Origin of the sequence: Rhizobium sp. 18065, assembly GCF_902706095.1 — a bacterium.
In the GTDB taxonomy this organism is placed as follows: Bacteria; Pseudomonadota; Alphaproteobacteria; order Rhizobiales; family Rhizobiaceae; genus Allorhizobium.
Map to the genome: position 1 here is coordinate 57,857 of NZ_CACSJP010000016.1, position 10,952 is coordinate 68,808.

Annotated in this window: 17 protein-coding genes; 7 read left to right on the plus strand and 10 right to left on the minus strand. The window is 59.6% G+C overall.

What is annotated here, in order from left to right; genetic code table 11:
• Window positions 1–219 precede the first annotated feature (219 nt).
• From GVK95_RS23770 to GVK95_RS25115, 10 genes are all read right to left on the minus strand, one after another.
• Window positions 220–552, minus strand: a complete 333-nt coding sequence (locus GVK95_RS23770; RefSeq protein WP_159953162.1) for a hypothetical protein — start codon at window positions 550–552, stop codon at window positions 220–222.
• Complete coding sequence (locus GVK95_RS23775) at window positions 549–764, minus strand: hypothetical protein (protein ID WP_159953163.1); 216 nt, start codon at window positions 762–764, stop codon at window positions 549–551. The genes GVK95_RS23770 and GVK95_RS23775 overlap by 4 nt, the downstream gene beginning before the upstream one ends.
• Before the next feature lie 62 nt (window positions 765–826).
• Entirely contained in the window at window positions 827–988 is a 162-nt protein-coding gene (locus GVK95_RS23780) for a hypothetical protein (RefSeq protein ID WP_159953164.1), read from the minus strand.
• Entirely contained in the window at window positions 985–1,866 is an 882-nt protein-coding gene (locus GVK95_RS23785; protein WP_159953165.1) for a TAXI family TRAP transporter solute-binding subunit, read from the minus strand. The genes GVK95_RS23780 and GVK95_RS23785 overlap by 4 nt, the downstream gene beginning before the upstream one ends.
• 30 nt (window positions 1,867–1,896) lie before the next feature.
• Window positions 1,897–2,310, minus strand: coding sequence for a helix-turn-helix transcriptional regulator (locus GVK95_RS23790; protein ID WP_159953181.1), 414 nt, complete (start codon window positions 2,308–2,310; stop codon window positions 1,897–1,899).
• A gap of 28 nt (window positions 2,311–2,338) precedes the next feature.
• On the minus strand, window positions 2,339–2,899 hold the full coding sequence (locus tag GVK95_RS23795; protein WP_159953166.1) for a hypothetical protein: 561 nt from the start codon (window positions 2,897–2,899) through the stop codon (window positions 2,339–2,341).
• Window positions 2,899–3,171, minus strand: coding sequence for a hypothetical protein (locus tag GVK95_RS23800; RefSeq protein ID WP_159953167.1), 273 nt, complete (start codon window positions 3,169–3,171; stop codon window positions 2,899–2,901). The genes GVK95_RS23795 and GVK95_RS23800 overlap by 1 nt, the downstream gene beginning before the upstream one ends.
• Before the next feature lie 87 nt (window positions 3,172–3,258).
• Window positions 3,259–3,387: a hypothetical protein gene (locus GVK95_RS25415; RefSeq protein WP_280178097.1), complete on the minus strand. Its 129-nt coding sequence runs from the start codon at window positions 3,385–3,387 to the stop codon at window positions 3,259–3,261.
• A gap of 140 nt (window positions 3,388–3,527) precedes the next feature.
• Complete coding sequence (locus tag GVK95_RS23805; RefSeq protein ID WP_159953168.1) at window positions 3,528–4,184, minus strand: hypothetical protein; 657 nt, start codon at window positions 4,182–4,184, stop codon at window positions 3,528–3,530.
• Complete coding sequence (locus GVK95_RS25115; protein WP_200844366.1) at window positions 4,184–4,906, minus strand: helix-turn-helix transcriptional regulator; 723 nt, start codon at window positions 4,904–4,906, stop codon at window positions 4,184–4,186. The genes GVK95_RS23805 and GVK95_RS25115 overlap by 1 nt, the downstream gene beginning before the upstream one ends.
• A 173-nt stretch (window positions 4,907–5,079) precedes the next feature.
• Between GVK95_RS25115 and GVK95_RS23815 the strand changes: the two genes are divergently transcribed.
• The 7 genes from GVK95_RS23815 to GVK95_RS23845 all read left to right on the plus strand — a co-directional run bounded on the left by GVK95_RS23815 (window position 5,080) and on the right by GVK95_RS23845 (window position 10,783).
• On the plus strand, window positions 5,080–5,580 hold the full coding sequence (locus GVK95_RS23815) for a hypothetical protein (RefSeq protein ID WP_159953169.1): 501 nt from the start codon (window positions 5,080–5,082) through the stop codon (window positions 5,578–5,580).
• Window positions 5,580–5,864: a hypothetical protein gene (locus GVK95_RS23820; protein WP_159953170.1), complete on the plus strand. Its 285-nt coding sequence runs from the start codon at window positions 5,580–5,582 to the stop codon at window positions 5,862–5,864. Before GVK95_RS23815 ends, GVK95_RS23820 begins: the two co-directional genes overlap by 1 nt.
• Window positions 5,845–6,267: a hypothetical protein gene (locus tag GVK95_RS23825; RefSeq protein WP_159953171.1), complete on the plus strand. Its 423-nt coding sequence runs from the start codon at window positions 5,845–5,847 to the stop codon at window positions 6,265–6,267. Before GVK95_RS23820 ends, GVK95_RS23825 begins: the two co-directional genes overlap by 20 nt.
• Window positions 6,260–6,538 (plus strand): DUF2312 domain-containing protein, encoded by a 279-nt coding sequence (locus GVK95_RS23830; protein ID WP_159953172.1) that lies wholly within the window; start codon window positions 6,260–6,262, stop codon window positions 6,536–6,538. The genes GVK95_RS23825 and GVK95_RS23830 overlap by 8 nt, the downstream gene beginning before the upstream one ends.
• Before the next feature lie 5 nt (window positions 6,539–6,543).
• Window positions 6,544–8,757 (plus strand): DNA cytosine methyltransferase, encoded by a 2,214-nt coding sequence (locus tag GVK95_RS23835; RefSeq protein ID WP_159953173.1) that lies wholly within the window; start codon window positions 6,544–6,546, stop codon window positions 8,755–8,757.
• A gap of 665 nt (window positions 8,758–9,422) precedes the next feature.
• Window positions 9,423–10,130: a hypothetical protein gene (locus tag GVK95_RS23840; RefSeq protein WP_159953174.1), complete on the plus strand. Its 708-nt coding sequence runs from the start codon at window positions 9,423–9,425 to the stop codon at window positions 10,128–10,130.
• Entirely contained in the window at window positions 10,127–10,783 is a 657-nt protein-coding gene (locus GVK95_RS23845) for a DUF1376 domain-containing protein (RefSeq protein WP_159953175.1), read from the plus strand. The genes GVK95_RS23840 and GVK95_RS23845 overlap by 4 nt, the downstream gene beginning before the upstream one ends.
• Window positions 10,784–10,952: the final 169 nt, after the last annotated feature.

Genomic DNA, 10,952 nt, shown 5'->3' on the forward strand with positions numbered 1-10,952 from the left:
CCGGCAAGCTGCCCTAAGAAGCCGCTTCCCCCGGCGAAAGGCTCATCAGCCGGCCTGAATTCCCTAATCAGGAATGCCAGAAGGTCCGCCTCATTCGAGAATGCAAAGAGCGTTTCCGACATATAGCCCTGAGATTGGGGCTCGGATGTTATGATCCACCCGTCGTTCTTGGCCGGGATGCATCGGAAGCCACCCAAAAGAATGCCCGCGGGCCAAGTCTTAGGCATGGGTGTTCTCCTTTTCGAGCCACTTGTAGATTTCCCGCTGGAGCGGCATTTCGCTGTTGCGGCTACCCATGAGCAGGGACACCGCCAGAGCTGCCCCCAGGAGAGAGCACAGCGTCTCGCCGTTGATGACGTGGTTGTCGTCGGTCATGGCCTTGCCAGAGCGGATCCAGCGCAGCGCGGCGCCACAATCGAGCACAGCGGAGCTCGCGGCCTCGATCGTCTCGCATAGCCGGTCAATCTCAACCTTGGAGATTTCCGGCGGCAGTCGCGTGGTTTCCGTGATTGGACCGCTGCCGGGGAACGTAACGACGGTGCAGCCGGTCATTCGTCATCACCATCGAACAAGCGAATAAAGCTGCCTTCTTCCTTCTCCCAGAGCAGGATGCACGCAACCAGCGTAGCGATCGCGGCCCATACGGTTGCTACGATCGCCCACGCGGTGCGCGGACCGATGATGCCGGCGAGTGAAAACCCGCCAGCGAGGACGAAGCAAAACAGGAAGATCAGCCGACCCACCCTGATAACTCTTTGAAGCATGGAAATACCCCTTCGATCGGTTCGGGAAACCGCCTGCTGCGACAGGCGGAAACCGGAGCGGATCAGGATTTACTGGTAAGGCTACGGCCCAAGGCGAATGCGGCGATCACGAGGCCCACGAGCATGATGCCAACCACCAGATCGACGACTGCGCCGAAGATCAGCTGCACCAGGACGAGCGTGGCCGCGACAATCACGAGAACGAGCAGAAACGTGGTCCTCATTTCCCGAAGCTCGCCTTGATCGCAGGGGCTGCACGAGCCGCCGCGGTGGCGAACGCCGTCTGGGCTTCGCGGGATACCTTCTCAGTGCTGAGGTAAACGGTGGCCGGCCACGAGATCGTTTTCACGTCGTTCCAGTAGTCGAACGACTTCGGGTAGGCCGAGCCGGGGATCTTGGCATATTCGTAGAGCGGCTTTCCGGACATATCCGCCGCATCGTCGAAGTCCTTGTCATTGGCTCCGACCAGCGCGACCGTGTCGCCAAAGGTCTGATCAGCCTCGCCGACTGTGCCATTGCCAAGGCCTGCAGGAACAATCAGGCAGGTAGTTTGTCCGGTGGACACGGCAGTAAGGGCAAGGATGCCGTCCTCGGACGTCGTCGGGATCTCCTTGTAGTCCTCGTCCTCGCGGATCAGGTTCTGCCAGACCAACCATGCCCCGCTACCGGGAGGGCCAATCGCGACAGAATACTTTGCCGGATCGCTCTCAAGGTCGCCGATGTCCTCGACGCCCGATTCCTTGTTGCACAGGCCGTGCAGATACTCGCGGTGCAAGGTGGCGACCGGACGAAGGCTGGAAAGGCTGCCTCGATTGGTAGCGCCGCGATACGCTGGGCCGTCAGGCTGGCCGATGAAGGCGTCGCAGCTCTCGGCATCGGACTTCGCCAGATCCAGCGTGCGCCGCATGTTGTCAATCGTGCCCTCGGTATTGACCAGCTCGATCGACACGGCATTGCCGGCCATTTCCTTGATCTTCTTGCCCGCGGCGAAATAGACACCGGTGGAGCTCCCGGTGCAGAGCCGGATCGTGTCGGCCGATGCCGTCGTAATGCCAGCGAAGATTGCCGACAGAGCAAGGGCGAGTATTGCCATGGATCGCATGGACTATTCCTTTTCAGAGGTTTGGGGGGGTTAGGCGTGTTCAGCCACAACGGCGCCGGCAACAATGCTGGCGACGCCGATGATCTGCTTGCGGGCGTTGCCGTCCTTGATGCGAGCGAAGGTGCGGACCATCTTCATCATGTCCGGCTGGGCCAGAAGCGACATAAGGCTGGTCTCGCTGCTGCAGTCGGAATGAACCTGATCCGCAGCCGGGTTCTCGTCGAAGAAGTAGGCGACAGGGCAACCGAGCGTGCTGGCAATGCTCTGCAAGCGGCTCCCGCCGACGCGATTGGTGCCCTTCTCGTATTTCTGGACCTGCTGGAACGTGATGCCCAATGCGTCCGCCAGCTTCTCCTGGCTCAAGCCCACCACGTGGCGGCGCAGCTTGATGCGGGCACCGATATGGACGTCGGTCGGGTTCGGTTTCTTCTTGTTCGTTGGGATGTCGAGCATGGTGGTCTCCTTTTCGGGGTTAAGCAGCCTTCGCGACCGCTGCCGGTGCGACGAGGGCCTTGGGGAATTTCTGGCGGGGGTGAAAAATGGTCAGTTGGGTGTTGCGGACGTCAAACCGGTACCAAGCGTACCGCTTGAAGCTCTTGTGCTTGGTGTCTGCGAACCACCGGATCTGGCCGATCGGCACCACATCCGAGCACATCGGCATGTAGGGCATGGCGTGCTCCAGATATTTGAAATCCGCCTCAAGCAGCATCCATGTCGGCGCAATCGTCGGGAACAGCCCAAGCATCTGCTTGAGAATTGACCAGGTGTACGGCGGGTTGGTGATGATCGCATCGACGATGAGCGCGCGCAGGACAGGATCAGTCAGAGCGTCGGTACCGTAGCGGATATCGTCAGAGTGGATGCACAGAGGGCCAAAGCTCTCGACATGCTCCACGAGCTGGCCGTTTGAGCAGCACGGCTCGGCAAAGGTGCGGACGCCGGACAGGAAGGCCCGCAACGGCAAAGCCGGTTCCAGCGGCGTGTTGTATTCGTCGTGCTTGTTGCGCGGGAATTTCTTGTATTGTTTCGGCATCAGGCTGCTGCCTGCCGGAACACATGCTGCATCTGGTCGACGCGATTGGCCGCAAGGGCCTGGTCGAGAACCAATTGCTGGTGCGCCGACAGTTTGCCGCCACGCTGCCAGAAGCGGATCACATCACCGGGCTGGCCCGCTGCCGCATCCATTTCAGCGTCAAAGCTCTCGATCGCGCCATCGGCCCAGCGGTCAAAATCGCTGACATCACGAAAGCCCGTCTTTTCGGTTTCCCGTGGCGCCGGCTCATCGCTGATTTCAATGCATGGCATCATCGGCCGCATGCAGCAGTCAGGGAAGATGCTCGACTCGTCGGCCCAGCCGCAAAATGCACATGTCCATCTGGTCATGGCAGCGCCTCAACGGTTCAAGGCGAAATGGCAGGTCTCGAAGCTATGGCGCTCCTGACACTGTTCCATCGCCTTTTTGCTGGGCGCACAAAGGACCACGAGCGCAATCGCGCTCGCAAATGCGAGACTGATTTTCATGTGATGGCTCCGATTATCGGTTACCCGATGCTTCGTCACCATAGTTGCGTTAAACGGAACCTAAGTCAAGCGACAAAGTTGCGTTAAACGGAACCGAATGCAATCAGACGCACCTGTGGCGTAGCGTCAAAAGCAATCAATCACTTGCACTGTGGGAAAAGGCCGAGAGGATCGCTGACTTTGTGGCCTGGAGGGAAAGGGCAGGGCTCTTCGCCGGCAGCAACAGGCGGAGGCGTGACCAGGCCGAAAGCTTTGAGCTCGCCCGGGCTGAAATAGTACATCGACGAGGGCGGCGTCATCATCGCCACGGTTAAAACCTCGCTGCTGACGCCCATCGATCGGAAGTAGGCCATCAGGACGCCGGCGAACGACTGTGACGATTCCACCGCCTCTGCCGATTCGATGTCGCCCTCCCACCGGAACTGGTGGACACCCAGCTTCCCGCCGTCGAACACCATACGGCTCGATCCGCCGATGAATGCGAAAGCGCAGGAAGATGCACACTCACTGTCGCCAGGCACCACGGTAGACATGTCAGCCGCTCTGATGGCCTCGCCAAGGCCCACGCCGCCAATGACGGAGCCGCCGGGCGAATCGAGCATCACGAATTGAGCTTTGGACGATAGGCTAGAGATATAGGCCTCGAACGCCGCAGGACTGTCCTCGGAGATCTCGCCAGACACGACCACGTATCCATGTCCGGCCTTCGTAGTGCCGTGGTCGAATTCAATGGCCGCTGCCGGGGAGATCGCAACGCTGGCACCGCATAGGAAGGAATACCAGCCCAGGCGCTTCATTACCCGCTCCGCCCTACCTTCGACGATTCGCCGTTGTCGTCACGCGGTGGCGTGGCTCCGATGCTTTCGAAGAACAGCTTCAACATAGCCACGGCCTTTTCGCGCTGATCATCAGTCTTATCGCGAAACATCTTGGCCATCCAGTCATCGTCGGGATGGCGGAAGAGGCTCACCACCTCGTCGACATTGAGATAATCAGCCAGTGGCATGAGGTATTTTTCAGTCGGGATCACCCCTTCCGCGAACCAGCGATAGACCACGCTTTTTTCGATACCGAGATCGCGAACGATATCGGCCTGCTTTTTCCCGCGCAGTTCGGCCCATTCCTGAATGAAATGGCGGCGCTTTGGTCCGTCGTGATCGTGCTCGTTGCTCATGACGCAACTTGTATCAGGATCACACATTCGCTTCGCCGTCGTGAAACCCAACCTGATCTCTTGACACTGGTTCCGTTTAACGCAACCATTGGCGTCATGAACACGAAGCAGTCCATCAGCCCCATCAAAGCGTTTCGCGAATCCAAAGGCATGCGCCAGCAGGATTTCGGAGCTCTGTTCAATCCGCCCTTCGGCAAGACCAGCGTGCACCGCTGGGAGGTCGACGGCGTGCCGCTCGAGCGCGTTCTCGAAATCGAGAAGGTCACGGGCATCCCCCGAACCGAGCTTGCGCCCGAGTTTTTCGCACCTGTCGAGATGAAGAGGGCCGTGGGTCAATGACTGCATTAATCCTTTCCTTTCCTTCGGTCAGCACCCGCCCCCCTCAGCTGACTGAACGGCCGGCGATCTCCCAAGCCGCCGGCCGCCCTCTCTCCCCGTCGAAGCTGATCAAGAAGCTGCTCAAAAGCCTCTCCGATCGGCTTCCAGCATCCGCTTTCCAGCGGATGGGGAAGCAAGCCATGATCGCGCTGCCTGTCCGCAACACGCGCCTGATTGCCTTGCCTACCCACGCCTCACCCCTTTCGTCGCAAGGGAGCATCACCGGAATATTCGGTTTTGCCGAGGAAGAGCCCCTGTGTTTCGATAGAACCACAAGGCCCTGGCGGGGATCTGCCACTCAGGCGCCGCAAGGTTGCGGGAAGCGCCAAGCAAAGTTTGATCCTGCCGGCATGGCAGACTGGCTGCGCAAAGCCTTCCCGCAATCGACATGCCACCACATCGAGGCACGCACCGGCATTGCCGCCGCCACGATTGAGAATTGGCTGCTGCGTCGGTCCCAGCCTTCGGTCGAGCACTTCTCGACGCTGATCGCAGTCTTCGGGCCCGCACTCCTTGCCGCATGCATGGAGCGTCCGCCTGGTTGGGTTGCTCGTGCCGCCGACGGCGAGCGCGCGCGCCAGCTCGACGAAGAGATCGCCCGCCTGCGCAGCGAGCGTGATGCTCTTGAGCGGAGTGCTTGATGCGCCGTGAAACCTCAGTCAACAGCCTCGCCCAGGAAGCAGAGCAGGCCAAGATCCGGGTCGCTCGCAACGCTGCCCGATCCCCGACGCTCACAGATACCGAGATCATCGAAGGTCTTCGCCGTCAGATGGACGGCAAGATCTGGTGGCTGGAGAAGCACAGCACGACAGGTCGCTGGTCTCAGAACGACATCGACCGCAAAACTTCGGAGCTCGCCGTCCTGGTGCAGGCGCACGATCGCATCAAGACCCTTGAGGGAAGCGATGCACCAGCCCCTCCCTAAGCGCGCAATCCCGACCGCCAACAATGTTTCGTTCCACGCCGTCACGCGGTTTGTGCAGCGCATCCTCGGCGTCACGGTTGAGGGCGATTTCGTCAGCAACAAGGTTCAAGCGCAGCACCACTGCGACGCGGCCGGTCTGACGATTGAAAAAGTCCGCCTCATGATCTGGACCCCGGCAGTCGAAATGGCTGCCCGGTCGGGCTTTCCAAGTGTTGGGACGTCGATGTTTCGCGCCACGTTCAATGGCGACGGCGTCGTCGTCACGATTCGAGAGCCCAGCCGCAAAGAACATCGGAAGCTCAAGCTGATGAGCGACACCGAAATGAAAGCGAGGGCACACCGCAAATATCGGCGCGTTCGCAAAATGCAGAAGCAACCCAACAGGAGTAACCACAATGACTAGCACCACCGCCACCGCTCACGGCGTCGCTCGCGACCAGCTCCGTGCCTTCGTCGAGCGCATCGAGCGCCTTGAGGAAGAAAAGAAGACGATCGCCGACGACATCAAGGATGTCTATGGCGAGGCCAAGGGAATGGGGTTCGATACCAAAATCCTCAAGATGGTGATTTCGCTCCGCAAAAAGGACGATCAGGAACGCATGGAAGAGGATCTGGTGCTCGACACCTATCTCCATGCGCTCGGCATGATCGAAAATCCGCCAGAAGCGGAGTGATCGGAATGAACCATAGCGCTCCGACCACGACGGTCGTGATCAAGCATTTCCATTTTTTTTGCGGACTCGGGGCCGCGGCCAAGGGCATGAATAAAGGCCATGCACGAGTGGGGTCATTGCGTGCCGAGTTCAGATGCATCGGCGGCATTGACAATAACCCCGGCGCGATCCGTGATTTTGGGCGGCTTGCTGGCGTCCCCGGTACGGTTCTCGACCTGTTCGACTATGAACAGTATCTCGCATTTCACGGGAAAGAGCCCCCTGCAGGCTGGCGGCCGGCGATGCCAGACGATATCCGCGCCGCGGCACATGGCGAGCGGCCAAACATCATCTTTCTTTCCGCCCCATGCAAAGGCTTCTCTGGCCTACTGCCTGAGACGTCGAGCAAGACCCCGAAGTACCAGGCGTTGAACCGCCTCACGCTACGCGGCGTCTGGCTTGCCCTCGAAACATGGAAGGATGATCCGCCGGAGCTATTCGTTTTCGAGAATGTTCCGCGAATTGCAAAGCGCGGCCGGCATCTCCTCGACCAGATCTGCGCGCTATTCCGCGCATATGGCTATGCAGTGGCGGAAACGGCCCACGATTGTGGTGAAATCGGGAAGTTGGCGCAAAGCCGGAAGCGCTTTTTGCTGGTCGCCCGCCATGAAGCCAAAGTGCCACCATTCCTATATGAGCCGGAGAAACATCGCCTGCTCGGTGTGGGTGAGGTGCTTGAGAAATTCCCGCTGCCCGGCCATCCGGCGGGCGGCCCAATGCACCGCGTACCCTCGTTGCAGTGGAGAACATGGATACGCCTGGCTTTCGTCGAAGCCGGAGCGGACTGGCGCTCACTCAATCGCCTCAACATCGAAAATGGCTTCCTGCGCGATTTCGGCATCATGCCGACGGCTGGCTGGCATGATGACGTTCTCGGCGTTCTCCCATGGCAGTCGACAAGCGGAACCATTCCCGGCAGGTCGCACGCCACCAATGGACGATACAACATTGCCGATCCGCGCCAGTTCGAGGATCCGCACAACGGTAGCTATGGCGTGGCCGCGTGGCCCGACAGCGCAGGGACAATCACCGCCAATGGCCGCCCGGCAGCGGGTACGTTCAGCGTTGCCGATCCCCGCTTTGAAGGCCTCGAATACAGCCAGTACGGCGTGCGGCATTGGGACGATTCCACCGGCGCGGTAATCAATGTGAAGTCGCCGGGGCAAGGATATTTCTCGGTTGCCGACCCCCGGATGGACGGCAAAGGCCCGCGTTTCAACAATGTGTATCGCGTCGTGGCGTGGCCGGAACCCGCGAACACTGTGACAGGTGGTGGGCATCCGTCATCCGGTGGGCTGGCAGTTGCCGATCCCCGCTCGGGTGGATCGTTCGAAGGCAGTGGGAAATACCGCGTCACAGATTTCAGCGAAGCGGCCGGAACCATCATCGCCGCAAGTGATACGGGGCAGGGTGCTTTCGCCCTCGCAGATCCCAGAATGAACTGGCGCGATGATGCCCACCCGTCGAAGCTTGCCGTCTCAGATTGGGATGATCACACAAACGCGATTACCGGAGCGCGCTTTCTGTCCGGAGCTGGAGCCGTCGCCGATCCCCGACCGGGCTATAGACCTGGTGCGCACCAGAACATCCTTTCGGTCGCAGAATGGGATGACAGCGCGAAATGCGTCACGGGCGCCGATCATGTCACCGGTGGCGCGCTCTGTGTGGCGGATCCACGTCCGGTCGGCTTGAATGCCAAACGGGAGCACTATCAGACTGGTGGCCACTATGGCGTGTTGCCATGGAATGACAGTGCCAACGCTGTCCCAGGCTTCGCGAAACATGATCGAGGACCATGGTCAGTTGCCGACCCTCGACCGGCCGAAGGCGACGCCACTTTCGAGCTTCCCAAGGCCGATGACCGTCTTGTTGCGGTTATCCGTGCACTGGACGGTACATGGCACAGGCCCTTTACCATCCTCGAACTTGCCGCCCTGCAGAGCCTCGTAGACCCTGATGAGATGTTCACCTTGGACGGACAGTCCGAGTCGGCGTGGCGCGAACGGATAGGCAATGCCGTTCCTCCCGCAGCAGCGGAAGCCATAGCCGGCGTGATGGCAACTACCCTGTTGCTCGCCATGACGGGGGAGACGTTCACCCTCAGTTCGCAACCGATCTGGGTCCGGCCGATCGCCGTGGCTCTGTCCGTCGACCAGCGGGGTAACATCCCCAATGAATGACGGTGCTATCAGTCCGGCCTTCGAAACTCACCTCATTGACTGCTGCCTGCGCAACGTGCGGGCAACATTCAAGCACCTGGACGCTGCCGCCATCGCTGACGGCGTCGCTCCGGTGCTTCAGTCCCAACAGACCGTCGACCGTTTCTGCCTCTCCATTGTTGAGGGTGGGATGTGTTGGCGCGATCTTGATCTGAAAAGGTAGCGCCCCATGTGCACGACTGTCTTCGAAGCCACCCGTGCGGTTCTTTTGGCAGAAATAGCTTACGCCCGGCGAGTAGCGGGATCTTCCCAACCGGCGCAGCGGAACTACTCGCGAAACCGCAAGGTTGAAATCGCGCATGCCGCAGGCGTGCATTTTAGGGAGCTTGACGCAGCGTTTAAGGGAGAGGTGGTTTCCGACGATGTATGGAAGAGAATCACCGCTGTCTTGGCCCCGGCCGCCAGTGAGGGGAGGTTGGCATTATGACCGACATCCAAGTCTCCTGTGAGGTCGAGCGCATAGCCCGTCATTGGATAGAGAACGGCCGGACAGACAGCTTCGGTAATCCGGATCCGGGTGATTGGGAGCATATCAAGCGCAACAAGCCCTTTGCATATTGGTCTGCGATCCGCATCGCGTCGTGGGTAATGTCTCTTCCCCCATCCGCCAGATTGAGGGAGCAGCCATGACAAAATCATCCGATGAAGCCGAGATCAGATCCTTCGTCGTCGATCGATTGCGCGGCCTTATGCCAGGCGCCCGCATCGTTCACGAACTGAACGTTGCGGGGACAGGGACCAACCGCATCGACGTTGCCGCAGTCACGACTTCCGCAATCGTTGCTGTGGAAGTGAAGTCGAAGAAGGATACGCTGGTCAGACTGGACGAGCAGTGGCCAGCGTTCAACCGATGCTGCCACTTCGTCATCGTCGCGGCCCATGACAAGCATTTTGCAGAGTTTCGCGACCCACAGTGGCGTGACGACATTCCTTCTGAGCCACGCCTCAATCACCCAATCTTTTTCAAACGGTGGAATATGGAGCGCCACGTTTGGCGTTATCCAACCCCACTGACTAGCAGGATGGCCCGAGAGAGTTTTCACCCTGCAAAGGATACTATCCGGCAGCCAAGGGCAGAGGATCTGCTGTTTATGCTGTGGGCCAACGAGTTGCGTGACGAATGCTCCAGGCATCGGTTGCACAGCGGTGGCCGTGCGACGCGACCTGATATGGTCCGCGACATGGTCTGGCACATGACGGGCAGAGAGATTGCCGAGGCTGTTTGCCGGCAACTGCGCCAACGGACGTTCGCAGAGGCGGACCCACCGATATACGCCGGAGCGCGACAGCCATCCATGTTCGATACCACTCTGGCCGCAGGAGCACCGCTGTGAGCCGCAGATCCATGCCCTACCATCGCCGCTACCACCAGGACGCTCTGCAGGGCTACCGCAAGCTCTCCTTGGAGGAACGTGGCGCCTACACGACCATCCTCGACCTGATCTATGACGAGGGTGGCCCGATCGAGAACAATGAACGCTGGCTTGCCGGGGAGCTGAATTGCTCGCTCCGCAAGGCGCGTGTGATTGTCGCCGAGCTGATCGAACTGCGGAAATTGTACGTCACATCGACGGGCAAAATCAGCAATCACCGTGCCGAACAGGAATTGGAAAACTCGCTGAAAATCTCGCGAAAATGCGCTGAAAACGTTTCGAAACGTGAAGAAAAAAAGCGCGACCGATCCAAAATCACCAACAATATCAATCAATCGTCGCAACGACGGATCATCGATCGATCAACAATACCATATACCAGTACCAGATATAATATATCTAACCCCGAGTATGACGTTGCCAGCGACCCCGAAACAGAGCCGCTTGAGCATGACGCTGTGTCTGGCACTGACGCAGATGAACCACCATCGCCAGTCGTGGACAGCGAACCACCAAAAGCCGACCACCTGATCCGTGCGCTTGAGGGGCAGGGGCATGGCAGGGCCGCGTTGCATCAGATGCTCAGCCAGCGCCGGCACCAGAGGAGCCACTGACCATGGCTGCAGCGCCGAAGAAACCCACATCTGCGAAACCCACGAAGGCGAAGGCTGGTGAAGTTTTGTCACCCCTAAAGCCGGAATCTGCAGCGAAGGCGAAGGCCAAGCCGTCGGCAGGGAAGGTTGCTCCGAAGGGGACGAAGGGCTGTCTCTTATANACAACTGA